Source organism: Pseudomonas sp. PDM26 (genome assembly GCF_019219185.1).
Lineage (GTDB): Bacteria > Pseudomonadota > Gammaproteobacteria > Pseudomonadales > Pseudomonadaceae > Aquipseudomonas.
Genome location: NZ_JAHUWC010000021.1, coordinates 31,388 through 57,919 on the forward strand (window position 1 = coordinate 31,388; position 26,532 = coordinate 57,919).

13 protein-coding genes and 1 pseudogene are annotated in these 26,532 nt (G+C 62.6%); 5 read left to right on the plus strand and 9 right to left on the minus strand.

The features are described from left to right. Window positions 1-28 precede the first annotated feature (28 nt). The 4 genes from KW849_RS29800 (at window position 29) to KW849_RS29815 (ending at window position 6,630) form a co-directional block, all read left to right on the plus strand. Window positions 29-1,309 carry an aminotransferase class V-fold PLP-dependent enzyme gene (locus KW849_RS29800; protein WP_218433450.1) on the plus strand — a complete coding sequence of 427 codons (1,281 nt, stop codon included), beginning with the start codon at window positions 29-31 and terminating at the stop codon, window positions 1,307-1,309. A 16-nt stretch (window positions 1,310-1,325) separates the two neighbouring features. Continuing rightward, complete coding sequence (locus KW849_RS29805; RefSeq protein ID WP_218433452.1) at window positions 1,326-2,210, plus strand: formylglycine-generating enzyme family protein; 885 nt, start codon at window positions 1,326-1,328, stop codon at window positions 2,208-2,210. 223 nt (window positions 2,211-2,433) lie between these two features. After that, window positions 2,434-4,083: a cyclic peptide export ABC transporter gene (locus KW849_RS29810; protein WP_218433454.1), complete on the plus strand. Its 1,650-nt coding sequence runs from the start codon at window positions 2,434-2,436 to the stop codon at window positions 4,081-4,083. A gap of 126 nt (window positions 4,084-4,209) precedes the next feature. After that, window positions 4,210-6,630, plus strand: coding sequence for a TonB-dependent siderophore receptor (locus tag KW849_RS29815; protein WP_218433463.1), 2,421 nt, complete (start codon window positions 4,210-4,212; stop codon window positions 6,628-6,630). Window positions 6,631-6,762: 132 nt separating this feature from the next. Here the strand turns inward: KW849_RS29815 and KW849_RS29820 are convergent, their stop codons facing one another. From KW849_RS29820 to KW849_RS29845, 6 genes and pseudogenes are all read right to left on the minus strand, one after another. After that, window positions 6,763-7,290 (minus strand): PaaI family thioesterase, encoded by a 528-nt coding sequence (locus KW849_RS29820; protein WP_218433466.1) that lies wholly within the window; start codon window positions 7,288-7,290, stop codon window positions 6,763-6,765. Between the two features lie 45 nt (window positions 7,291-7,335). Continuing rightward, on the minus strand, window positions 7,336-7,797 hold the full coding sequence (locus KW849_RS29825) for a GyrI-like domain-containing protein (protein ID WP_218433468.1): 462 nt from the start codon (window positions 7,795-7,797) through the stop codon (window positions 7,336-7,338). A 114-nt stretch (window positions 7,798-7,911) separates the two neighbouring features. Then, a pseudogene (locus KW849_RS29830) lies at window positions 7,912-8,124 on the minus strand (glyoxalase superfamily protein); the annotation flags it as partial. 13 nt (window positions 8,125-8,137) lie between these two features. Next, window positions 8,138-8,599, minus strand: coding sequence for a GNAT family N-acetyltransferase (locus KW849_RS29835; RefSeq protein WP_218433610.1), 462 nt, complete (start codon window positions 8,597-8,599; stop codon window positions 8,138-8,140). 50 nt (window positions 8,600-8,649) lie between these two features. Continuing rightward, the gene (locus tag KW849_RS29840; protein WP_218433470.1) at window positions 8,650-9,057 is read right to left on the minus strand and encodes a VOC family protein; all 408 of its coding nucleotides are present in this window, start codon (window positions 9,055-9,057) and stop codon (window positions 8,650-8,652) included. 104 nt (window positions 9,058-9,161) lie between these two features. Next, on the minus strand, window positions 9,162-9,353 hold the full coding sequence (locus KW849_RS29845; RefSeq protein ID WP_218433472.1) for an antitoxin: 192 nt from the start codon (window positions 9,351-9,353) through the stop codon (window positions 9,162-9,164). Window positions 9,354-9,899: 546 nt separating this feature from the next. On the opposite strand from KW849_RS29845, the gene KW849_RS29850 reads away from it, so the two are divergent. Continuing rightward, entirely contained in the window at window positions 9,900-10,247 is a 348-nt protein-coding gene (locus KW849_RS29850; protein ID WP_218433474.1) for a DUF6124 family protein, read from the plus strand. A gap of 148 nt (window positions 10,248-10,395) precedes the next feature. On the opposite strand, the gene KW849_RS29855 is transcribed toward KW849_RS29850, so the two are convergent. The 3 genes from KW849_RS29855 to KW849_RS29865 all read right to left on the minus strand — a co-directional run bounded on the left by KW849_RS29855 (window position 10,396) and on the right by KW849_RS29865 (window position 26,524). Beyond that, window positions 10,396-11,361, minus strand: coding sequence for an alpha/beta hydrolase (locus KW849_RS29855; protein WP_218433483.1), 966 nt, complete (start codon window positions 11,359-11,361; stop codon window positions 10,396-10,398). A 263-nt stretch (window positions 11,362-11,624) separates the two neighbouring features. Beyond that, a complete protein-coding gene (locus tag KW849_RS29860) occupies window positions 11,625-23,429 on the minus strand; it encodes an amino acid adenylation domain-containing protein (RefSeq protein WP_218433485.1) in 11,805 nt (3,934 codons plus the stop codon). Continuing rightward, window positions 23,426-26,524 (minus strand): amino acid adenylation domain-containing protein, encoded by a 3,099-nt coding sequence (locus KW849_RS29865; protein ID WP_218433487.1) that lies wholly within the window; start codon window positions 26,522-26,524, stop codon window positions 23,426-23,428. Before KW849_RS29865 ends, KW849_RS29860 begins: the two co-directional genes overlap by 4 nt. Window positions 26,525-26,532: the final 8 nt, after the last annotated feature.

Genomic DNA, 26,532 nt, shown 5'->3' on the forward strand with positions numbered 1-26,532 from the left:
TTTTCCTTTTGCCAAAGCGAACCGAACCATGACCAACCGTCGTTCATTCCTCAAGCAGGCCGGCATTCTGACGGCCGGCATTCCCTTTGCCTCCGCCGTGAACCTGCCGACACTGGCCGCCAGCCCCGCGCCGTTGCCCAAGGACAAATGGGACCAGTTGCGCCAACTGTTCACCCAGGACCCGAACTACCTGCACTTCGCCAACTTCCTGGTGACCTCGCACCCGCTGCCTGTGCGCGACGCCATCGAAATGCACCGCGCCAATCTGGATCGCAACCCGGGCCTGGCCATGGACTGGCATCGCGGCGAAACCGAACGCCGCGAAGAAGAGGTGCGCGTGTGGGCCGGCCGTTACCTGAAGGCCAAGCCGTCGCAAATCGCCCTGACCGGCAGCACCACCGAAGGCCTGGCAATGATCTACGCCGGCATCCACGTGCGCCCGGACCAGGAAATCCTCACCAGCGAACACGAGCACTACGCCGCCAACAGCGTGTTCGAATACCGCACCCAGAAAGACGGCACCCAGGTTCGCAAGATCAAACTGTTCGAAGACCCGTACAAGGTCTCGACCGCCGAAGTGCTGGCCGCGATTGAACGCAATATCCGCCCTGAAACCCGCGTACTCGGCATGACCTGGGTGCATTCCGGCAGCGGCGTGAAGCTGCCCATCGGCGAGATCGGCAAACTGGTGGCCGAGAAAAACCGTGGTCGCGCCGACAAGGACCGCATCCTCTACGTGATCGATGGCGTCCACGGCTTCGGTGTGGAGAACGTCGATTTCCCGGACATGCACTGCGACTTCTTCATCGCCGGCACCCACAAATGGATGTTCGGCCCACGGGGCACCGGGATCATCTGCGCCCGCTCCGACGAGCTCAAGGACGTGACGCCGACCATCCCGACCTTCTCCGAAGCTACCCGGTTCTCCACCGTGATGACCTACGGCGGCTACCACTCGTTCGAACACCGCTGGGCGCTGACCGAAGCCTTCAAGTTACACCTGGAGCTGGGCAAGGCCGAGGTCGCGACGCGCATTCACGACATCAACAGCTACCTGAAAAAACGCTTGCAGGCACACCCGTCGGTGGAGCTGGTCACGCCGCTGTCGCCTGAATATTCCGCGGGTTTCACCTTCTTCCGCATCAAGAACCGGGACTGCGAAGCAGTCGCCAATTACCTGATGGATCAGCGCGTGGTGTGCGATGCCGTCGACCGTGATGTCGGGCCGATCATTCGTGTGTCGCCGGGGCTGCTCAATACCGAAGCGCACGTCGACCGCCTGATGGAACTGCTGGCCAACCAGGTCTGACTGAGCGAGAGCCAATATGAAAAGCACCCTGAAAAAACTCGGCGCCCTGACGCTGTTGGCCGTGCTCGGCAGCGCCTTGCCCGGCCTCGCCCAGGCCTACACCGCGCCATTGCCCGGCAAGGTCTTCAAGGATTGCCGCAACTGCCCGGAAATGGTGGTGCTGCCCGCCGGCACCTTCACCATGGGCACCCCGGAAGGCGAAGTCGGCCGCGAGCCTGATGAGGGCCCGATGCATGAGGTGACGTTCGACAAACCCTTCGCCATGAGCCGTTACCAGATCACCGCCGGCGAATGGAACCAATACATGAAGGAAACCGGGATCACTCTGCCCAATGGCGATACCCGCCCCGGCCGCGCGTGCACCAACGGCAAGCCGAGTTACCCCCAAGACCCGCGTCAGCCGGCGGTGTGCATGAACTTCGCAGAGGTCAGCGCCTACGTCGCCTGGCTGTCAATGAAGACTGGCCAGCACTACCACATCGTCAGCGAGGCCCAGCGCGAATACGCGGCCCGTGCCGGATCGACCGGGCCGTTTCCCTTCCCGTTCGACCCCGGCACCGAGTACAGCATCGCCACCCACGCCAACACTTACGGCCCTACCGATGGCTACAGCTATTCCTCACCGGTGGGCAGCTATCCGGCGAATGCCTTCGGCATGTACGACATGCATGGCAACGTCTATGAATGGATCGCCGATTGCTACCACCCGGACTACGTCGGCGCGCCCACCGACGGCAGCGCCTGGACCGAACCGAACTGCGACACCCTGCGCATCCGTGGCAACGACTGGGGCGAAGCGCCGGTGTTTTCCCGCTCGGGCAACCGCAATGACATCGACCCGCAAACCCGTGGCGACTGGATCGGGTTCCGTGTCGTGCGCGACCTGACACCCAACCTCTGACATCCCCGTACCCCTTGTAGGAGCGAGCCTGCTCGCGAAAGCGGTCTGCCTGTCGCAATAGAAGTTGATTGATAGTCCGCCATCGTCGGAACGCCGCCCGGAGCAGGCTCGCTCCTACCTGTCAGCGAACCGAGCCCCGCCACCAGTCGCCCACCGTTTAAATTAAGCCCTCCATCAGACGTTCTACTGGGTATCTGCCTTACGACCCAAGGAACTGCCTGCCATGTCCCAGCCTGCCCGAGGCGCCATCGGCGAATTACTGGCCCTGTTGAAACCGTTTCGACTGATCGTTGCCGCGTCCATTGTCCTGGGCATGGTGGGTGGCCTGAGCGTGACGGTATTGCTGGCCACCATCAACAACGCGCTGCATTCGCCGCACGGCCTGACCCAAGGCGTGGTCGCGCTGTTCGGCGGCCTGTGCCTGCTGGCCCTGGGCAGTTCGATTTGTTCGGACATCGGCACCAACTACGTCGGCCAGCACGTCATTGCCAGGCTGCGCAAAACGCTGGGGGAGAAAGTACTCTCGGCGCCCATCGAGCAGATCGAGCGCTACCGCAGCCATCGGCTGATCCCGGTGCTGACCCACGACGTCGACACCATCAGCGACTTCGCTTTCGCTTTCGCGCCGCTGGCGATTTCCCTGACCGTGACCCTCGGTTGCATGGGCTACCTGGCGATGTTGTCGTGGCCAATGTTCCTGATAATGGTGCTGGCGATTGCCATCGGCACCGGCATCCAGTTCTACGCGCAGGGCAAGGGCATCCAGGGTTTCATGGCCGCCCGCGACACCGAGGACGATCTGCAAAAGCATTACAACGCCATTGCCGGCGGCGCCAAGGAATTGCGCATCCACCGCCCGCGTCGCCAACGCATGTTCGAATCGGGCATTCAGGGCACCGCCGATTTCATCTGTAAAACCCAGGTGCGTTCGATCAACACCTTCGTAATCGCCAAGACCCTGGGCTCGATGCTGTTCTTCGTGGTCATCGGCCTGGCGCTGGCCCTGCAATCGTTCTGGCCCAGTGCCGACAAGGCAGTGATGAGCGGTTTCGTGCTGGTGTTGCTGTACATGAAAGGCCCGATCGAGCATCTGGTCAGCACCTTGCCGATCGTCAGTCGCGCGCGCATTGCCTTTCGCCGCATCGCCGAACTGTCCAGCCAGTTTTCCTCCCCCGAACCGCACCTGTTGCTCAACGACAAAGGCACCCAGCCGACCGTAGTCAACCGTCTGCAACTGGACAACGTCAGCTACGCCTTCCCCGCCGCACCGGGCAGCGATGCGTTTCGCCTGGGCCCGGTGAACCTGACCATCGAGCAAGGCGACATCATTTTCATCGTCGGCGAAAACGGCTGCGGCAAGACCACCCTGATCAAGTTGCTGCTGGGCCTCTACACGCCACAACAGGGTGAAATCCTGCTCAACGGCCAGCGCATCGACGCGCAGAATCGCGACGACTACCGCCAATTGTTCACCACGATTTTTGCCGACTACTACCTGTTCGATGACGTGGTGCAGGGCGACCAGCACATCCCCGAAGATGCCAACAAATACCTGCAACGGCTGGAGATCGCGCACAAGGTCAGCGTTCGGGACGGCAGTTTCACCACCACCGAACTGTCCACCGGCCAGCGCAAGCGCCTGGCGCTGGTCAATGCCTGGCTCGAAGAACGCCCGGTACTGGTGTTCGACGAATGGGCCGCCGACCAGGATCCGACCTTCCGCCGCATCTTCTACACCGAGCTGCTGCCGGACCTCAAACGCCTGGGCAAGACCATCATCGTCATCTCCCACGACGACCGCTATTTCGACATGGCCGATCAACTGGTGCGCATGGAATCGGGCCGGGTCGTCACCGAGCGCGCGACCGCCTGACGGTGGTTGCCGCGCGCAGATCATTGTTTTTTTGGAGTTTGTTTTCCGGTTTAGCCAAAGTGGTACGTCTAATAATAATTATCATTAACTATAAACTGCACACACCATTCTGGAGCGATTCGAGCAATGCAAAGCCTTACTCTGTCCCGCGCACCGCTGGCATTAGCCATCGAACGGCAAAAGAAACTCCGAACGGTCGTGCCGGGCGCGCTGTTGACCCTGTTGCTGCTGCTGGGCACGTCCCAGGTCGAGGCTGCCCCGGTCAGCGTCAATGTGCCGGCTCAATCGCTGGCCAGTGCATTGCGCCAACTGGGCCAGCAGACCAACCTGCAGATTCTCTATAGCCAGGACATGGTCGACGGCATCAAGTCCACGGCGGTGTCCGGCAACATGGAACCGGAACAGGCACTGAAAACCTTGCTGCTGGGGAGCGGCATCAATTTTCAGTTGAATGGCAACACCGTGTCGCTGGTGCCATCGGCCGGTGATTCCAGTGCGTTGCAACTGGGTGCGACGTCCATCACCGGCGTGGCGCTGGGGCCGACCACTGAAGGCACGCACTCCTACACCAGCGATGAAGTGACCATCGGCAAAGGCAACATCAAGGTCAAGGACATCCCGCAGTCGGTGTCCGTCGTCACGCGCCAGCGCATGGACGACCAGAACCTGAACAGCCTGCAGGACGCCCTGCGTCAGGTCACCGGTGTGACCGTCAAGACCTACAACTCCGGCTCCAGCCTCAATGACATCTTCATGCGCGGCTTCCTCGTCGATCAGGTGCAGGTCGACGGCGTCTCGCAACCCACCGGCCAGGGCGACATGGCCACCAGTTTCGACCTGGCGATGTACGACCGCATCGAAGTGTTGCGCGGCCCGTCCGGCCTGTACCAGGGCGCGGGTGAACCCGGCGGTACGATCAACGTGGTGCGCAAGCGCGCCCTGAGCCAATTCGCCCTCGGTGGCGAACTGGCCGCCGGCTCCTACGATCGCTACCGTTCTTCGGTGGACGTCACCGGCCCGTTGAACGACCAGGGCACCGTGCGCGGTCGCTTCATCACCGCCTATGAGAACAACAAGTCCTTCGTCAACTATGCGCAGAACGAACGCCCGATGGTCTACGGTCGCCTGGAATTCGACCTCGACCCGGTCACCACCCTGTCGGTCGGTGGTGCCTACCAGCAGAACCACTCCACCCCGGCCTTCGGCCTGCCGGCCTACGCCGACGGCAGATTGCTCGACGTACCGCGCTCGACCTTCGTCGATGCCAAGTGGAACACCCTCGACGAAAAAGTCTGGGAAACCTTCGCCGAACTCGACCACGAACTGGACAACGGCGGTCAGTTCAAGACCACCCTGACCTACCGCGACGCCGAAACCCCGCAGCGTAACTTCACCTGGGCCGACGGCGCGGTCGACCCGGCCACCGGTGACAGCTCGGCCGTGGCCTATGACTACTACACCCACATCAAGACCATCGGCGTCGACAGTTTCGTCACCACGCCGTTCGAGTTCGCCAATCGCCGTCACGAGTTCACTCTGGGCGCCGAGTATCAGCACCTGGACAGGGACTTCACCTACGGCGGCGGCGAGTACTTCCCGATCAACGTGTTCGATCCGGGCAGCATCGACATTCCCCGCAACGACTATGCGCACGTCAACGGCAACTGGTCCAAGTCCGACCAGTACGGTGTCTACACCCGTGCCAAGTTCAACGTCACCGACTGGCTCGATGTCATCGGCGGCAGCCGTGTGACCTGGTACGAAAGCAACGCGAAGAACGCCAACGCCTTCTTCAACAACTTCGGCGAAGCCCACACCAGCATCAACCGCAAGGTCGTACCGTACGGCGCCATCATCGGCAAGATCACCCCGCAACTGTCGACTTACTTCAGCTACACCGGCGTGTTCAAACCGCAGAGTGAAATCGGAACAAATGGCGAGCCGGTCGGCCCGCGCGAAGGCAAGCAATATGAGATCGGCCTCAAGCGCGAATTCTACGACGGACGCCTGAACGCCAGCCTCGCCGCCTTCCGTATCTACGATGAAAACCGCGCCGAATACGACAACACCTCCGGTGCCTACATGACCGAAGGCAAGGCACGCAGCCAGGGCTGGGAAACCGAGTTGAGCGGCAACCTGACCGAGAACTGGAGCATCGTCACCGGTTACGCCTACACCTCCACCAAGTTCCTGGACGGCGATGCGGCCAACAAAGGCAAGACCTTCAGCACCATCACGCCCAGGCACAACTACAACCTGTGGACCAAGTACGAGTTCACCGACGGTTCGCTCAAGGACTTCAGCGTCGGCGGTGGCGTGCGTGTGGTCAGCGACACTTACTTCCAGCGTGACGTGAAGTTCCAGCAAGGCGGCTTTGCCGTCGCCACGGCGCAGGTCGGCTACAAGTTCAACCAACACCTGTCGTCGACACTGACGGCCAACAACCTGTTCGACCGCAAGTACTACGACCGCGTCGATGCCTCCTGGGGCACCAACTTCTACGGCGACCCGCGCACCCTGACCCTGAGCCTGCGCGCGCAGTACTGATGGCTGAAAGCTTCATCCGCAAAAAAAACCGGGCCGTTGTAGGAGCGAGCTTGCTCGCGATGCATTCAAGAGCGCTGCGTTTAGCCAGTAAACACGCGTTATCGTTAACGACCATCGCGAGCAAGCTCGCTCCTACAGCGCCCCGGTTCCGTTTTCTGCTTGCGACGTATGGCTGTGCGCTTCGGCCCTGAGTTGCCCGGTATCGACGCGGACAAAAACGGAATCCCCGACAGCGGTCAGGACATCCCCGGCGAAGACCTCGCAAATGACCCGGCTTTTGCGCCCGACATCGCCCTCGACTTTGGCACGCAGTGTCAGGGGTACCCCCATCGGGGTGGGCTTGATGAACTTGATGCCCAGGTTGCCGGTGACGCAGGTGATGTGGGGCAAGCTGCCCGCTTCGCGCTGTTCCGCCCGGTAGTGATAAGCCATTGCGGCCCAGTTGGAATGACAATCCACCAGCATCGCAATCAAACCGCCGTAAACCAGATCCGGCCAGCCGCAGTACTTGTCATCCGGCAAATGCTGCGCCATGACATGCACCCCGTCTTCGTGCCAGAAGCTCTTGATGTGCAGCCCGTGCGGGTTCTGGCTGCCGCAGCCATAACAAACGCCTTCAGGCGCGGCGATGTCTTGAAGCGAAGTGTCCTGTGTGGTCATGCCGTGTTGATCCTCAAGATTTAAGCCACATGTTTCGTTCAGCGTTTATGCCACAACGCCAATATGAATCCGGACTTCGTCAGGGCCGCCATACGCTTCAAAGTCCGTGGCGTAACGACGTTGCACATGTGGATGCTGTTCAAAGTAGTTCCAGATATCCCCCCAGGCCTGAATGACCGCAGCGGGCATTGGGCCAAGGGCTTCGAAAACCAGATACTTGCCTTCCTGAATCTCGATGCTGTCGAAGTCCGCGCTCGTCGCATTCACGGGCACACCTGCCGTCACGTTGTACAAACCGTTGGCGTCAGACTCATAAGTTGAGTACACACCAACAACAGGTGCGTTGGGTAAACGGTCCGGGATCTGCTCGGCAACGCTGCTGGCAAAGAACTGCCCCCACAGCCCGGGGATCTTCGCACTCTCCTTCCGGGATTCATCTTGATTCATCGTACGTACGGTCAGACCTGATACGAGGAAGCGAGAAACGTGGGCGATGCTGGGTTCCATTCCGAGATCTCCTGATTGAAGGTTTCAGATTAAAGCACAGCTTGAATCGGTGCGAGCGAGGTCGAATCGTTGTGCCTTGAAGCGGACCGGGTCACCCCGGTCCGCACCGCCGGATCAGTATTGGCAGAAGCGAATCCGGTTGCCGAACGGGCCGTAGACTTGCAACTCCTTGCTCCAGCCCTGCTGAACAATATCCGGGCGTCCGTAGCCGTAGAGCTTGCCCTGCAATTCGTCCCTGAGCAGTTCGATGCTTTTCATGGGCACGAATACCGTCGAGCCCGGGCTGGCATCGCCGTGATGTTCGGAAAGGTGCAGTTGCAGGCCGGTGAGTTCGCATTGGCTATGTCACATCCACCAATGACTTCATATGCGTCGCAAAATCATCCTGTATCGGCCGGAACCCGCAGCGAAGGTAAAAAGCAGCGCCCTCGGGTGTGTCCGTGGACAGTCGCACAACGCGGAAATGCTCACACGCCAACTCCAGCAGTTGCTGCACCAACGCTTTACCCACGTTCTGGCCCCTTGATGCACGTGCGACGTATACCCGCCGTAATCTTCCTGTGTCTGGCCCGGCAAATGGATCGCACGAGAGCCCGCCAATGGCTAGCAGTCGCCCGTTATGGAACGCCCCGAAAAGACACTCACCCTGCTGATCGAATCGATTGGCGCCGCTTTCCCACTCCGCAATCAACCGGGTGAGGAACCTGAAGCCTTCTGCAACGGCCTCCGTTTCCAACTCCCGGATTTGCGGCGTAATCCCTGAGATTTTAAATATCGCCAATGGGTCTGTTGACGTGACCACTTGCAGGTTACTGCCAGACTTATCTGCATGGTTCGCTTCGCGCCCGGCTTTCAAGACTCACTCTCGGTAGCGTTTATGGGTGTGCACAGCTCAACCAGCGTTCCGTCAGGGCATCGAACGTAAGACACGGTTTGCCCCCAGGGTTTTGTACTCGGTGGGGCGATTTCGCTAGCGCCTGCTCGGATCGCTTTGGCATGAGCCACCGGGACATCCTCGGTCACCAGACCGACTTCGATGCCTAACGGTTTGAGGGATGAGTGCGCCGGGACATGACCAGTGCTGAAGTTCGATGCGGCCAGTTCATCGGCGGCGAATGCCAGCGCGGTTTCGCCGGTTTCCAGTTCGCCATAGGTGCCGGACTCATGGATGAACCGAACGCTGAGCCCGAAGGCTGTCGAGAAGAACTTGAGAGAGGCCTCTACATCCTTGACGTAGATGATCAGGTAGCCAAATTTCATGAACGAACATTCCTTGTCGTGCCAATCGAGCGGTGAATTTAGCAGTTTTGAGCCGAGTGTCGAAGTAGTGATAGTGAGACGGTGGACCGCGCAGCCATCACAACTCAAACACCATCGTGTCCATTGGACTTTGATTCGAGAAGAGCTCGCATATCAGCCATTACCTGATCATGCGGGACGTTCGGGTACGGGCCGTCAAGCGAAGCTTGCACCTTGGTGCGGAACCAGCGGTCATAGCTGGCGGCATGTTCGTCAGTCTCAACTTCTGAGGCGGTGGTGGAAAGCTCGGCGCTCACATTGACCTCCGGAATCGCTGTCGTCACTGGCAAGATGAAGTGTCATTTGCCGGACCAGCTGTTCATAGCGCGTTGGATCGTAAGCACCGGACTTCCGACGGCCAACCGCAAAGTTACGTAGGATTCTTCCTGGCATTTTCCAAAGTTTTTATCGCACTTTGGTAAGGCATTACAGCAGGTTGAATACCGCTCTGCAGCACTTGTTTAAGCGGCCTACAGGTTACTTCGTGAAAGCCACAACGCCTTGCACCGTTGCCTACAGGTACGCCAGAATCCGCCGGCTTGTGCGCCTTGGGGGTGGTCGGTAACTTGGTTCGGGTCACTGATTTCCAGTGATCGGGTTTAGTAGCCCGTCTTACCATCCAAAATCGGTTGCATAAGCGTCCTTCAATCAGGTGTCCGCCTGCATTTGATGGTGGCTGTGCGCATGGCACCTTCGGGCGCGCCGGATTTGGGTGGTAATCCGGTCTACTAACTTGCGTACAGCCGCCACCCTTCCGTTTAGTAGCGAGACAGGTTGCGACTCAACTGAGAGGTTTACCATCCATGTTCAAGCCCACACCAAATCCGCCGGACTCCGATCCGGCCTCCCCGTACGAAAGCCCCGACTCAAAACAACTCCACGAAGCCGCCGAACGCGCCCTCGGTCCGGGACCCAACATCATGGCCACCCCGCGTACACCCGGCACGATGTTCATCGTCAACCCCGAACTCAGTACCGAAACCCTGCTGGTGCATGCCTGCGAATCGCTGGCGTCGGCCAATGTCATGGCCAACGATCTGGTGGATCATCTGCAGGGGACGAGTCGCAATGCGCTGTTGGGGATTGCGCAGGTGATCATGCTGGGGGAACTGGCGGTGAATCGGGCGCTGGACCGGCTTGATCCGCCCTGACCACAATCTCCAGATCACCGTCCCCCCTGTAGGAGCGAGCCTGCTCGCGATAGCGGCAGCACATTCAAAATTGATGTGTCTGACGCACCGCCATCGCGAGCAGGCTCGCTCCTACAGGGGGACGGCGTCGCTGACACTACGCTATGCGTCAGGCCAGACTCTCGCCGATCTGCGCCGCCAGTTGCGCCAGCATCCCCGGCACTTCCTGGACCATTTCGCCCATGCGCGCAAAGTCGTGGGTCATGCCGGACTTTACCTCCAGCACCACGGCTTGCCCCCCGGTCCGCAGTTGCTCGGCCCAGGCCAGGCCTTCATCGAGCAATGGATCGTACTCGGCCAGCCACAGGATGGTGGGCGTCAGCCGTTGCAGGCGCTCGGCGTACAGCGGCGAAAATCGCCAGTCGTTGCGGTCGGCTTCGCTGCGTTGATACTGCTGGTAGAACCACTCCAGCGTGGTGGCTTCCAGCAGATAGCCTTCGGCGAACCGCGTAAGAGACGGGCGCTTTTTTACCGCATCGATCACCGGGTACAGCAACACTTGCAGGCGCGGTACAAGCGGCCAACCCAATGGGTCCTGGGCAATGGCGATGCACAGCGATGCCACCAGGCTGCCGCCGACGCTGTCCCCGGCCAGTGCGATCCGTCTCGCATCCAGCCCCAGCCCTTTGGCACCGGTGATGGCGAGCCAACGAGTGATGTCTTCGGCATCGTTGTAAGCGGTGGGAAAACGGTGTTCCGGTGCCAGGCGATAATCCGCCGACAACACGGCAAACTCCCCGGCCAGCGCCAGGCGCCGGCACAGGGTGTCGTGGGAGTCGAGGCTGCCCACCACGTAGCCGCCGCCATGGAAGTACAACAACACCGGGCGCGGTGCCGCGTCCGAATGCGGTTTGGTGTACAGCCGCGCGTTCAGCAAGTGCCCGTCCCGCGCCGTAATGCTGACCGCCGTCACCGTCAACGCCCCCGTTGGCGGCGCATCGAGCAACTGTGAAGTCTGTTCGAACTGCTGCCGCGCTTCTGCGGGGCTCAGCTCATGCATGGGTTGGCTTTTGCCGCTGAGACGGCCGAACTCGGCCAGCTCTAGAAATCCCTCGATGTCCGGGTGCAGTGCCATAGGCGGTAGTCTCCAAAAATAAACAGGCTCACAGTGCTAAACGAACCGGGAGGGATGTTCATTAGAGCGAACTCAAGAACTTCTGAAGCGAATGAAAATCTGTGGCCAGGACCACTTACCTGTGGCGAGGGGGCTTGCCCCCGTCCGGCTGCGAAGCAGTCGCAAACCCAAACAACTCGGTATCTCTGACTAATCTCGATCGCTGGTTTTGGGGCCGCTTCGCGACCCAACGGGGGCAAGCCCCCTCGCCACAAATGAACGGCTTAAGGCTGCGGTACCATTTCCCGAGCTAGCTCCGCCACCACGGCATTCAAACACTCATCCTGCTGCAGGATATCGAAGTGCCCGGCCCTCACCGTTTGCACCTTGCGCAGCCGTGGTTGCTGACGTTCCAGGGTCGTGCGTTCGGCTGTCGGGTTGCCATCGGCCCACCAGCAATGCAGCTCGGCCTGCGTAATCGGCAGGCTTTCGACCTGCCGCGACAGCGCCTTCAAGCGCGTGCTGACCATGAATGTGTGGGCCAACTCGTCGGCGCCGAGCAGCGCGTAACCACTGGCCTGATCGCTTTGGCTTTCGATCACCGCGCGAATGATCCGCGCCACGGCGTCGTGGTCCCCTGCCATCTCGGCATTCAATGCCTGGGCGATCACTGCTTCGTCCATGCCCAAGGTGGCACCGAGGAATTCGGACAAATCCGCGCGCCACTCCTCCGGGCTGGCGACGGCATTGGCCTGGGTCGGCACAAAGCTGTCCACCAGACCGACGAACGCCACACGCTGGCCCTGCCGTTCGAACTGGTCACTCACCAGCAACGCCAACGCCCCGCCCAGTGACCAGCCCAGCACGTGATACGGCCCTTGGGGTTGCCGGGCGCGGATCGCCTCGACGTAGTCGGCGGCCATCTGCGCCAGCGAGGTGTCGTGCCACTGCCGGTCGAGCAGCATCCGGCACTGCACGCCGTACACCGTGCGCTCGCCATCAAGGCGCCGAGCCAGTGGCTCGTAATCGAACACTGTGCCGAAACCGGCGTGCAGGCAGAACAGCGGCGGCTGATCACTCACCACCTGATTAAGCAGCAACAGCGGTTGCGGACTCTGTCGCACCGGCTGTTCTTCGACACCGGACAACCCGGCAATCGTCGGCCTGGCCATCATGTCCCGCAGCTTGAGCTGGAAGCCGGGCTCATTCAGGGCACGGACTTTCGAGATCACCTTGAGGGTGCGCAGCGAGTCACCGCCCAACTCGAAGAAGTTGTCGGTAATGCCAACCTTTTCGATGCCCAGCACCTGCTGCCAGATGTCTGCCAGCGCCCATTCCAGCGGCGTGCGCGGCGCCACGTAGTCACGGCCGGTGAAGGCCGGATCCGGCAAGGCCTTGCGGTCGAGCTTGCCGTTGGGGGTCAGCGGGAAGCGCGGCAGCACCACGACCTGGGTCGGCACCATGTAGTCGGGCAGGCGCTCGCGCAATGTCGCCTGGCAACGCGGGCCGAGGCCATCATCTTCGGCGGCCACCACATAGCCCACCAGTTGCGGCCCCTGCCCGTTGTCACGCACCACCACCAGCGCATCGTTGACCCCGGCCTGTTCGCGCAAGCGGGCTTCGATTTCGCCCAGTTCGATGCGGAAGCCGCGCACCTTGACCTGATGGTCGATACGCCCGACGTAGTCGAACACGCCATCCTCGCGACGGCGCACCAGGTCACCGGTGCGGTACAGGCGCCCACCCTCGGTGCTGAACGGATCGGCGACGAAGCGCTCGGCAGACTGCCACGGGTGGCGATGGTAGCCGCGCGCGACACCCCGTCCGCCGATGTACAGTTCGCCGATCATGCCCACCGGCAGCGGGTTGAGGTCCATGTCCAGCACGTGCAGGCTGCGGGCGCCGACGCGTTGGCCAATCGGCGCATACATCGCCTGGCAATGGCCGTCGGCGGCAATTTTCCACAGCAGCGGCGTGACCACGGTTTCCGTCGGGCCGTAGCCATTGACCAGGAATTGCGGCATGAGTGTGTGCTTGACCCGTTCGAAGGTGGCGTCCGGCACCGCATCGCCGCCGAAGCAATAGATTCGCACCGGCGGCGGATCACCACCCTGCAATTCGGCGTGCTCGGCCAGTTGCAGCAGGTACGCCGGCGGGAAGCAGGCGACGCTGATGCGCTGGCGGTGCAGCACGGCCAGGGTCTGTTCGGCGGTCCACAAGGTGTTGTCGCGGATCACCAGGGTCGAGCCGCTGATCAGCGCGGTGATCCAGCGTTCATGGGCGCCATCGAAGGCGAACGACATGAAATGCAGTTCGCGATTGTCCGGGTCCATCTCGTACAGCTTGGCGATAGCCTGCACGTGCATGCTCAGCGGCCCGTGTGCCACGGCGACGCTTTTCGGCTTGCCGGTGGAGCCCGAGGTGTAGATCAGGTAGGCCAGTTGCTCGGCGTGCACCGCGCATTGCGGCGCCGACACCTCGACGTCGAGGTTCAGGCGATCCACTGCGACCATCGCCGTACCCGGGTTGAGTTGCGCGCTATCGCGCAGCCGCTCCTGGGTCAGCAGCAGGCGCATGTCGCTGTCGGCCATCATGTAGCGCAGGCGTTGTTGCGGGTATTGCGGGTCCAGCGGCACATAGGCGGCGCCACATTTCATCACCGCCAGCAGCGACACCACCAGCTCCAGCGAGCGCTCCATGAACACGCCGATCACGTCTTCGGCCTGCACGCCTTGTTCCAGCAGATGCACCGCCAGGGCATCGGAGCGCCGGTCCAGTTCGGCGTAACTCAAGTGTTCGGCATCGCGCTCGGCATAACTGAGCACCAGCGCCGTGTGCTCCGGTTGCAGTCGCGCACGCTGACGGATCAGTTCGTGCACCGGCGTCTCGTCACCCTCGGCCACCACCGGCAGCTCGCCGTCCAGCGCCCGGCCTTCGTCCAGGGTCAGCAGGCCCAGCTCACCGACGGCGCGCCCGGCGTCGTCGCACAGGCGCTGCATCAGGCTTTCCATGTGGCTGCGCAGGACTTCGACGGTCGTCAGATCGAACTGATCGCGCTGGTGCATGTACTCGATGCGCAGCCCTTCGTCGAGGCTGACCATCAGGTCCATGGCGAAGCTGGTCAGGCCGAAATCGGACACGTCTTCGAAGCGTAGCGAGTTGCCGTTCCATTCGCGCAGGGTGCGGTCCACCGGCTGGTTTTCGAACACGATGATGCTGTCGAACAACGCCTGCCCGCCCTGCCCGGCCCAGCGCTGGATATCGCTGAGCGGGGTTTGCTGGAAGTCGCGGATGTCGAGGTTGTAGGCCTGGATCTCCCGCAGCCAGTCGCCGACGCTGGTTTCGGTCGGCACGCTGCTGACCACCGGCAAGGTGTTGATGAACAACCCGAGCATGTTCTCCGAGCCGTTGAGGGTTTCCGGGCGCCCGGAAACGGTGGCGCCGAAGGTCACCGTGCGCTGGCCGGTGTAGCGCTGCAACAACAGCAGCCACGCGGCTTGCACCAGGGTGTTGAGGGTCACTTGCTGTTGCTGGGCAAAGACCTGCAAACCCGCGGTCTGCTGTGCGCTCAGGTGGGTGTAGATCGCGTGATAACCCGCTTGCGGCGCCTTGACCGGCAAGGCGCGGGCCAAGTGCGTGGCGCCTTCCAGACTGCTCAGTTTGCCTTTCCAGAAGGCCTCGCTGGCTTCGGCGGCTTGCTGGCCGAGCCAGTGGATGTAGTCGTGATAAGCGGCCACCGGCTCGTGCTCATCACCGCTGTAATGACGCAGCACTTCACCGATCAGGCGCGAAACGCTCCAGCCGTCCATGAGGATGTGGTGGTAGGTCCAGATCAGGCGATAACGGTCGTCTTCCAGACGCACCAGCAGCAGACGCAACAGCGGCGTTCGGTTCAGCGAGAAGCCGCGTTCGCGCTCCTCCAGGGCCAATTGCTGGACGCGCTCAGGCTGATTATCCAGCCCGCGCCAGTCCAGTTCGGTCAGCAGTGACGGCGCATCACGCCGCACCACTTGCAGCGGTTCCTTGTCGCCTTCCCAGAGGAATGCGGTGCGCAGAATCCCGTGACGTTGGGCAGCATCCGCCCAGGCTGCACGGAAACGTGCACCGTCGACGCCGCGCACGCCCACTTCGATCTGGTTGACGTACAGCCCCGAGTCGCCGTCCTGCACCGAGTGGAACAGCATGCCCTGCTGCATCGGTGACAGCGGATAAACGTCTTCGATTTCGTCCGCCGTCAATTCCAGCGCCTGATACTGCGCTTCACTCAGTTCGATTTTTGCTGCCGGCGCAACCAAAGTCGGTATGGCTTGGTCCGCCGTGAGCGGTTGAGCGACCGTCGCCAGTTCGGCAAGGGTCGGGTGGCTGAACACATCCTTGGGTGAAATACTCAACCCGGCCTTGCGTGCGCGGCTGACGGCCTGGATCGAGACGATGGAGTCGCCGCCCAGCTCGAAGAAGTTGTCCTGCATGCCAATCTGCGGCACTTCGAACAATGCTTGCCACACCGCTTGCAGCGTTGTTTCCACGGTGTTGCGCGGCGCAACGTATTCGCGCACTTGCGGGTCCAGCTGCGGCAGCGCACGGCGGTCGAGCTTGCCGTTGGGCGTCACCGGCAACTGATCGAGCAGCAGCACGTGGCTCGGCTGCATGTGCTCGGGCAGTGCGTTGCGCAGGTGTTGCTTGAGTGGATCAAGGGCGGCAGGACCTACGACGTAAGCCACCAGTTGTTTGGATTTGCCAACGTCGAGGGCGATCACCACCGTCTCGCGCACCTGTGGATGCTCCAACAGGCAAGCCTCGATTTCCCCCAGTTCGATGCGCAAGCCACGAATCTTCACTTGATGGTCGATGCGCCCGACGTATTCGATCACGCCGTTTTCGCGGTAACGCGCCAGGTCGCCAGTGCGGTACAGGCGCTCGCCCTGCTCACCGAACGGGCTGGCGACAAAGCGCTCGGCGGTCAGGTCCGGACGGTTGTGATAACCACGGGCCAGACCGATGCCGCCCAGGTACAGTTCGCCCACGCAACCCTGCACCTGCGGTTGCAGGCTGTCATCGAGGATGTAGGTCATCAGGTTGGCGATCGGATAACCAATCGGCACGCTGAAGCCGCCGTCGTCGACACAGGTCCAGTGGGTCACGTCGATGGCCGCTTCGGTCGGGCCGTACAGGTTGTACAGGCCGACATTGGGCAGCACGCGGAACAGGCTGTGTTGCAAGTCCGCCGACAAGGCTTCGCCGCTGCACAGGATCTGCCGCAGGCTGGCGCAACGTTCGAAGCCTTCGCCCTGGACAAACGCCTGCAACATCGACGGCACGAAATGCAGGGTGCTGACCCGGTACTGCTCGATCAGGCTGACCAGTTGCGCCGGATCGCGATGGGCGCCCGGTTCGGCCACGGCCAGGCGTGCACCCACCATCAGCGGCCAGAAGAACTCCCAGACCGACACGTCGAAACTGAACGGGGTTTTCTGCAACACGGTGTCGCGCCCGTCCAGTGGGTACGCGCCCTGCATCCACGCCAAGCGGTTGTACAAGGCATCGTGACGGTTGGCCGCACCCTTGGGTTTGCCGGTGGAGCCGGAGGTGTAGATCATGTAGGCCAGCGATTGCAGCTCGACCACGCAGGGCAGGTTTTCCTCGCTCAGGTCTTCGAGCAACGGCGCCATGTCGTCCAGGCAGATCGCCGTGGTGGCGGCTGGAATCGGCAGCTGTTGCAGCAGATGCCGCTGGGTCAACAGCAGGTGTACGCCGCTGTCTTCGAACATGTGGTCCAGGCGTTCGCGCGGGTAGTCCGGGTCCAGCGGCACGTAGGCGCCACCGGCTTTCATGATCGCCAGCAAGCCGATCACCAGTTCCAGCGAGCGCTCGGCAGCGATGCCCACCAACACTTCGGCGCCGACACCCTGGCTGCGCAGGTAATGCGCCAGTCGGTTGGCCTGTTGGTTGAGCTCGCGATAGCTGAGGGTCTGGCCGGCAAACACCAGGGCTGGTGCGTCCGGTGTCTTCAGTGCCTGGGCTTCGAAGCACTGGTAGACCGGGCGCACATCCGGCCAGGCCTGCGCGGTGCGGTTGAAGCCTTCGACCTGCTGCGCCGTTTGCGCGGCATCGAGCAGGCTCAAGCGCCCCAAGGGCTGTTGCGGCGCACTGACCATGGCATCGAGCAACGCCAGCAGTCGTGCGCTCAAGCCTACGATAGCCTCGGCCCTGAACAGCGCGGCGTCGTAGTTGAAACGCAAATCCAGGCATTCGCCCAGTTCGGCGGCAATGGCCAGGGGGAAGCTGGTCTGGTCGTGGTTGCTGATGCCGGAAAACTTCAACGCGCTGGCGTTACCCTGCTCCAGCGCTTGCGCCACCGGGTAGTTTTCGAACACCAACAGCGTGTCGAACAGCGCTTCGCCAGAGTGACCGGCCCAACGCTGCACGTCCGCCAGCGGCGTGTATTCAACGTCGCGCAACTTGAGATTGAGCGCCTGGACTTCATCGATCCATTGGCTGACCGTGCGCTCGGGGTGCGGCGTGGCGATCACCGGCAAGGTGTTGATGAACAGTCCGATCTGCTGCTCGATGCCCTGCAATTCGCTTGGACGACCCGACACCGTGGCGCCGAACGCTACCGTCTGCTGCCCGGTGTAGCGCTGCAACAGCAACAGCCACGCCGCTTGCAGCACGGTGTTGGGCGTGACGCGGGCCTGACGGGCAAAGCCGCTCAGGCGTTCGGTGGCCGCGCGGTCCAGGCTCAGGTGCAGGGTGCGATGAGCATCGCCCTGCCCTGCAACCGGTCCTGGCAAGGCGCCGGCCAGTCGCGTCGGCTCGGTGAACGACTGCAACTGCTCCAGCCAGAACGCTTCGCATGCAGCGCGATCGCGGCTGCCCAGCCAGGTCATGTAATCGCGATAACGACCGACGCTTGGTGCGGGCATGATTGCGCAATACCGCTGCAGCACTTCGCCGAACAACTGCGAAGTGCTCCAGCCGTCCAGCAGGATGTGGTGATGGGTGAAGATCAGGTGATGAGTGTCATCGGCGGTCTGCACCAACGTCAGGCGCAGCAACGGCGCCAATGTCAGGTTGAAACCGCGCAAACGATCGTCCTCGGCCAGGCGATCCAGCGCTTCAGTAGCCTTGGATTGATCGCGCCAGTCGAGCACGGTCAATGGCAGCGTGGCGTCGGCCAGGATCACTTGCAGCGGCCACGAGCCGTTGCTTTCACTGAAGAACGCCGCGCGCAGCACTTCATGGCATTCCAGCGTTTGCTGCCAGGCATCGCGGAACGCCTCGACGTCGAGCCCCTGCACATCCACGCGCATCTGCGGCACGTAGGCCCCGGCATCCGGGGCGAACAGGCTGTGGAACAACATGCCTTGCTGCATCGGCGACAGTGGCAGGATGTCTTCGATCTGCCCCGCCGTCAGCGGCAAGGCATCCAGCTGCGCCTGATCGACGCGCACCAGCGGCACGTCGCTCGGGGTCAACCCGCCGGCACCGCTCAGGCAATGTTCGATCAGCTGTTGCAGTTCCACCGCATAGGCATCGGCCAGGCGCCACACGGTCTGCGGTTTGAACACTTCGCCGCTGAAGGTCCAGCTCAGGCGCAGTTGCCCGGCGTAGACCTGGCCGTTGATGCTCAGGCCTTGGTCAAGTGCTGCCGAGACACCCTGCTCGACACCGCCGCTTTCCTTCGCCGGACGCCACGGCGCCTGTTCGTCGAAGCTGGCGTCGAACTGGCCCATGTAGTTGAAGGTGACCTGCGGCGACGGCAGATCCTCAAGGCCGGCGTCGGCCAGATAGCGCAGGATGCCGAAGCCGATGCCTTTGTCGGGCACGGCGCGCAGCTGTTCCTTGACCGCTTTGATGCTCGCGGCCAGATCGCCGGCTGGGGTGAGTTTCACCGGGAAGATCGAGGTGAACCAGCCCAGGGTGCGGGTCAGGTCGATGTCGTCGAACAGGTCCTCGCGGCCGTGACCTTCCAGTTTGACCAGCGTCGATGATTGACCGGTCCATTTGCCCAGCACCCGTGCCAATGCGGTCAGCAACAGGTCGTTGACCTGGGTGCGGTACGCCGCCGGGGCGGCTTGCAGCAGTTGGCGGGTCAAGGTGCTGTCGAGCACGGTTTCCACGCTCACGGCATGCTGACGGGCCAGGCTGCCCTGGGTATTGTCGGCGGGCAGTTCCACCTGCACGTCGCGGTACTGGTCTTGCCAGTAAGTGGTCTGGTTGGCCAACCCGGCACTTTGTGCATGAGATTGCAGGCGAGCGGCCCAGGCCTGATAGGCGCTGGTTTTCGATGGCAGACGCAGGGGTTGAGCTTGCTGCGCTTGTTGATACGCGGTTTGCAAATCTTCCAGCAGCAATCGCCAGGACACGCCGTCCACCGCCAGGTGATGCACCACCAGCAACAGGCGTTGACCCGCCGCGCCCATGTCCACCAGCAAGGCGCGCAACAGCGGGCCGTCCTGCAGATTCAAGCTGGCCTGCGCGGCGTTGCACAATTCCAGCAATTCATCGGCATTGGCGGCCTGGCGCTGCCACAGCACCTCGGCGCTGTTCCACTGCCCGGCCTGGGCCTGTTGCCAGACGCCGTCGACATTACGCAAACGCAGGCGCAATGCATCGTGATGCTCCACCAATGCGGCCAAGGCCTGTTGCAGGCTGGCACTGTCCAGCGGCTCGCGCAGTTCCAGCAGCAGCGACTGGTTCCAGTGATGACGAGCCTCGATGTCCTGTTCGAAGAACCAGTGCTGGATCGGCGTCAGCAGTACCTCGCCACGCACCGGCCCTTGGTCGATGACCAGCCCGGCGCTGCGTACAGCGACCTTCGCCAGGCTCTGCACGGTCTGGTGCTGGAACAGGTCCCGGGGGGTAATGCGAATCCCGGCCTGTCGCGCGCGGCTGACCACCTGGATCGAGATGATCGAGTCGCCGCCCAGTTCGAAGAAGTTGTCGTCGATGCCCACGCGCTCAAGCTTGAGCACGTCCTGCCAGATCGCTGCCAATTCGGTTTGCAGCTCATCGATCGGCGCCGTGTAAGCCTGCTGCGCCAATGCCGCGTCGGGCTTGGGCAGTGCACCACGATCAAGTTTGCCGTTGCTGGTCAGCGGCCATTGCTCGAGTTTGATCAGATGCGCCGGCACCATGTAGTCCGGCAAACCAGCCTGCAAGTGTTCGCGCAGGGACTGGCGCAAATCGCTGTCGTCGCCGGTCGCGGTAAACCATGCAACCAGTTGCGGGCTGCCATTGACCTCGGGCGCCAGCACCAGCGCTTGTTCGATGGCCGGATGGCTTTGCAGGCGATCCTGGATTTCCCCCAGTTCGATGCGAAAACCACGGATTTTCACTTGATGGTCGATACGCCCGGCGTACTCGATGCTGCCGTCGGCGCAATACCGTGCCAGATCGCCGGTGCGGTACAGGCGCGCGCCCGACTCGGCGGCGAACAGGTCCGGCACAAACCGCGTGGCGGTCAGTTCGGCACGCTGGTGATAACCGCGAGCGAGACCGGCTCCGCCGACGTACAACTCACCGATGCAGCCCTTGGCCACCGGGTTCAGGCGCGGGTCGAGCACGTACCAGCGCAGATCGGCGATCGGCTCCCCCAGCGGCGAGCTGTTGGCGCCGTCGAGGTCGGCGCGGGACAGCGGTCGGTAGGTCACGTGCACCGTGGTTTCGGTGATGCCGTACATGTTGATCAGCAACGGCTGCCGGTCATCGAAGGCGTCGTACCACGGACGCAGGCTGGCCACGTCCAGCGCCTCGCCGCCGAACACTACATAACGCAGGGACAGGTTTTGCGCATTGGCGCAGGCGAACGGCATCAACTGGCGGAAGGCCGAGGGCGTCTGGTTGAGCACGGTGACGCGCTCGTCACGAAGCAAGCGGGCGAAGTCTTCCGGGGAGCGGCTGACCGCGTGGGGCACCACCACCAGCTTGCAACCATAGAACAACGCACCAAAGATTTCCCACACGGAAAAGTCAAAGGCATAGGAGTGGAACAGGCTCCAGACATCGTCGGCGTTGAAACCGAACCAATGTTCGGTGGCATTGAACAGCCGCGTCAGGTTGCTGTGGGGCAGCAGCGTGCCTTTGGGTTTGCCAGTGGAACCGGAAGTATAGATGACGTAGGCCAGGTTCGCTGGCGCGGTCAGGTTCGGCAGGTTGTCGGCACTCGCCTCGGACAGCCAGTCGCTGGCGTGATCGAGGCAGATCACTTCGATGCCTTCGCTCAACGGCAGACACGGCATCAGCGCCGAATCGGTAAGCAACAGGCGCGTGCCGCTGTCGGCGAGCATGTAGGCCAGGCGATCCTGCGGATATTGCGGGTCCAGCGGCACGTAGGCGCCACCGGCCTTGAGGATCGCCAGCAGGCTGACGATCATCTCCAGCGAACGCTCCAGGGCGATGCCCACCAACACGTCCGGGCCGACACCGCGCTCGCGCAGGCGATGGGCGATGCGGTTGGCGCGGCGGTTCAGTTCGGCGTAAGTGAGGGTGACGCCGTCGCAGGTCACGGCAATGTTGTTCGGGTGAGCGGCAGCCTGAGCTTCGATCAGTTGATGGGCGCAAGGCAGGTTCGGCTGACCGCTGTTCAACCTGGCAGTGCGATTCCATTCGAGCAAGGTGGTCTGCTGCTCGGAAGCGTCAAGCATGGACAGATCCGCCAGGGCAACCGTGCTGTCAGTGCAAATCGCCTGCAACAGGTTCAGCCAGTGCCGGCCGAGGCGCTCGATAGTCGAAGCGTCGAACAGTTCGGTGGCGTAGACGAACGACGCGTGGATGCCCTCTTCGCCCTCGACGGTGTCGAGCATCAGGTCGAACTTGGTGGTCTTTTCGTCCCAGATCAGCGGTTCGACGCACAGCCCCGGCAGGTCCCAACGTTGTGGGTCGCCGCTGTCGCGCTGGTGGTTGAACATCACCTGGAACAGCGGCGTGTGGCTCAGGCTGCGTTCCACCCCCAGGCCATCGACCAGTTGCTCGAACGGCAGGTCCTGATGGGCCTGTGCGCCGAGTGCCGCGGCCTTGATCTCGGCCAGCAATTGCCCAAATGGCTGGTCGGCACGGGGCTGGCTGCGCAGCACCTGGGTGTTGACGAAGAAGCCCAGCAGGTTCTCCACGTCCTGGCGGGTGCGGTTGGCAATCGGCACGCCGACGCGGATGTCCTGCTCGCCGCTGTAGCGATGCAACAGTGTTTGCAATGCCGCCATCAGCAGCATGAACAAGGTGCAGCCTTCGCGGCGGGCAAGATCCCGCAGTCGAGCGGCCAACGCAGTGGAGATTTCCAGCTCGACACTGGCGCCCTGCTGGCTCGGGATCGCCGGGCGACGACGGTCGGTCGGCAGGTTCAGTGGCGGATGTTCACGACCCAACTGTTCGCACCAGTAATCGAGCTGACGCTCGGCCTCGCCGGCCTCCAGCCACAGGCGCTGCCAGCGGGCGAAGTCGGCGTACTGGATGTCCTGCTCCGGCAACTGCGCAGGCTGCCCGGCACTGAACTGCACATAGAGCCGGGTGAACTCCTGCAACAGAATCGGCAGCGAGCCGCCGTCGGTGACGATGTGGTGGAAGGTCAGCACCAGCACATGCTGCTGCGCATCGAGGCGGATCAGGCGGCAACGCATCAACGGACCGCGCTGCAGGTCGAACGGCTGCTCGGCGTTCAGGGCGATCTGCCGTTGCAACTCGACCTCGTCGCCAGCGCTGACTTCGACCAGCGGTGCATCCATCCGTGGGTGAATCTTTTGCAGCACTTGCTGATCGTCGAAAACGAAGGTGGTACGCAGCACTTCATGACGCTGCACCAGCGCGCTCAGGGTTTGCGCCAGTGCCTCGCGGTTCAGCTCGCCACTCAGGCGGAAGGCACCGGTCAGGTTGTAGGCCGTGGCTTGGGGCTGCATCTGCCAGAGGAACCACAAGCGCTGCTGCGCGTAGGACGCCGGCAGCGTGTCGACGGCGCGGTCCCGTGGCGGGATCGGCAGCAGTTCCAGGGTCAGCCCCTGGGCGTGCATCTTCTGTTGCAACGCACGCCGGGCCTCCGCGCTCAAGCTGCAGAAACGCTGGGCCAGGGTCATCATTCTGTCCGGTGCGGTACTCATCGCGCGTGTTCCTCATCCACTTCGTCGAACAACGCTTCGAGGGCGTCTACATCGTTTTCTTTATGTTCACTGTGGTGGCGGAACTGCTCGATCTGCGCCGCCAGGCGTTCCAGGGTGTCACCGTCGAAAAACAGCTTGAGCGGGATCGCCAGGTTCAGCTCTTCCTGAATCCGCGCACGAATGCGCGTGGCCAGCAGCGAGTGCCCGCCGAGCTCGAAGAAGTTGTCGTGCACGCCGACGCGCTCGACGTGCAGCGCTTCGGCCCAGATCGCCGCCAGGGTTTTTTCCAGGTCGTTGCGCGGCGCGACGAAGACGCTGCGGCGCACATCGAGATCGAGCAAGGCTTGGCGATTGAGTTTGCCGTTGGGCATCAGCGGGAAACGCTCCAGCACCTGCAAACGCGCCGGTTGCAGGTGCTCGGGCAGTGCTTCGGCCAGATGGCTGCGCAACTCGTTGAGGCGGATGTCAGCGGTGTCGGCCGGGGACACCACGAAGCCCAGCAGTTGCGGGCCGGTCGGGGTTTCCCGGGCAATCACGGCGGCGTCTTCGATGCCCGGTGCGCTGCGCATGGCCGACTCGATTTCGCCCAGTTCAATGCGGAAGCCGCGGATTTTCACCTGGTGATCGACCCGGCCCAGATACTCCAGCACGCCCTCGGCGCGATAGCGCGCCAGGTCGCCGGTGCGATACAGACGCTGGCCCGCCGCCTTCGCGAACAGGTCGGGGACAAAACGCTCGGCCGTCAGCGTGGCCCGTTGCAGATAGCCCCGGGCAATGCCGGCACCGCCGACATACAACTCGCCTTCGACGCCCACGGCCACTGGCTGCAGGTCCGGGCCGAGCACGTGGATACGCATGCCGGCAATCGGCTGGCCGATCGGCACGCTGTCATCCTCTTGACCGCGCGGCAGCTCCCAGGCCGAACACCACACGGTGCCTTCGGTCGGGCCGTATTCGTTGACCAGCGCCACCCCCGGCAATGCCTCGCGATGTCGCTGCACCAGTGCATTGCCGCAGGCTTCACCGGCGACGATCACACAGGCCAGCGCCTGGTGGTCGAGGTGTTCGAGAATCTGTGCGTGGTAGGACGGCAAGGTCAGGTAGTGGGAAACCTTTTCGCGCTGGATCAGCTCGGCCAATCGGGCCGGGTCCTTGTAGCTGTCTTCGTCCGGCAGGCACAGGGTCGCGCCCTGCCCCAGCGCCCAGAAAACCCCGGCCACCGAGCTGTCGAAGGAGAACGACGAGAGCATCAGGAATGCCCGCAGCGGCTGGCGATAAAAGGCATTGCGCGCCAGGGTCGAGGCCACGGCGTTGGCATGGCTGATCATCACGCCCTTGGGTTTGCCGGTGGAACCGGAGGTGTAGATGACGTAGGCCAGGTTGGCGCTGTCGCCCTGTGGCTCAGGCCGGGTTTGCGCGGCGGACCAGACTTCGGCCCCCGGCATCAGGGAAATTGTCCGCTCACTACGCAATGCTTCCGGCAGCCCTTGGCAGGCCAGCACATGGCGCGCGTCGGTGTCGGCGAGCATGAACGCCAGACGTTCGATCGGGTAGTTCGGGTCCAGCGGCAAATACGCAGCGCCGGCCTTGAGCGTGCCCAACAGAGCAATGACCATTTCCAGGGAGCGCTGGCCGTAGACCGCCACGATCTGGTCCGGCGCCACGCCTTGGGTGCGCAGGGCATTGGCCACCTGGTTGGAACGCGCATCCAGCTCGGCATAGGTCAGGCGCTGGCCGTTGACGCTCAGGGCGGTGCGTCGTGGATGCAGGCGTGCCTGTTCACTGAACAGCTCTTGCAGTAAGCGGCACGGCAATGCCTGTTCGGTGGGGTTCGGATTGAAGCCTTCGATCAATCGGCTCAGTTGTGCGTCGTTGACCAGACTGGCCTGAGCCAGGGTCAACTCGGGCGATGCCAACAATTGACGGCTGAACTCGACAAACTGCTCCAGCCATTCGACCAGCATCGATTCGGGCAGCGCCCCGTCAAGACACGACAACTGCAACTGATCGCCCTGTACACGCAGGCGCAGGACTTCGGGGTTGCCGTCGTCCACCTCGATAGTGCTTTCAATGCCGGCCTGATAGACGAAGCCATAACGCAGCGGCGCGGTGCCTTCAGCGCTCAGTTCGAATTCATTGAGGCAATCGAGCCACGACAGCGACTGTTCGACGCTGGCGGCAAACGCCACCAGCGCTTGCGCCAGGGTTTGCTGGCTGCGGTGCTCGAAAGCCACCGGCAAACGCCGGGCGAAGCGTCCGAGGGTGGCGCTGGTTTGCTCGTTGCGCCCGTCCACCTGCCAGCCCATCAGCAGCTTTTCCTGATGGCCGATGCGCGCAACGAATGCGGTCCACAGCAATAGCCCCAATTGCTCTGCTTCTACGCCCGTTTTGGCGGCGACCCGTTGCACGCCATCCAGCCACGGGGCGTCAATCAACGTTGCCTGATGACGAAGCAGCGTGACATCGACGGTTTTTTCGAACGGCAAGCGATGGGCCACGGCGAACTGCTGTTGCAGATTGCGCCAGAACGCCGCGCCCTGGTGGCCGATATCCTCTTCGCGCAGTTCTTCCTGCCATGCGCTGTAGTCCAGGTATTGCAGCGCGTCCTCGTCGCCGCCCAGGGTTTCACCGCGCAGCAGGCTGCCCAGTTCACTCGCCAACACCCGCAGCGAGGCCTCGTCGAAGCTGCTTGCCGGGGCCAGCAAGGTGATGAACGGCTGCCCTGCTCCGTCTTCAACCTGCGCCACCACCAGCGCCTGATTCGAATCTTCAACCATGGCTTCACGGCTGCGGCGCAAGGCCTCGGCCACCGAAGGCTGGTTGCCCAACAATGTGAGCGGCAGCGCATCGCACAGGCTCTGCACCGGCCACTTCATGCCCCGCAGGCGGCGGTACAGCGTGCGCACGATTTCATGGCGCCGGCCCAGTGTTTCGAGTGCCGTGCGCAACGCCTGAGTATCCGCTGGCCTGGCGACGGGCAACGTCAACGCGGCGAACAGCGGCCGTGCGCCCAGCTCCTGGGCACGCAAATAAAAGGCCTGCTGGGCCGAAGTCTGGAATACCTCTACCGAAGGTTCGAGGGCGGTGGTGTTCATGTCGGGTG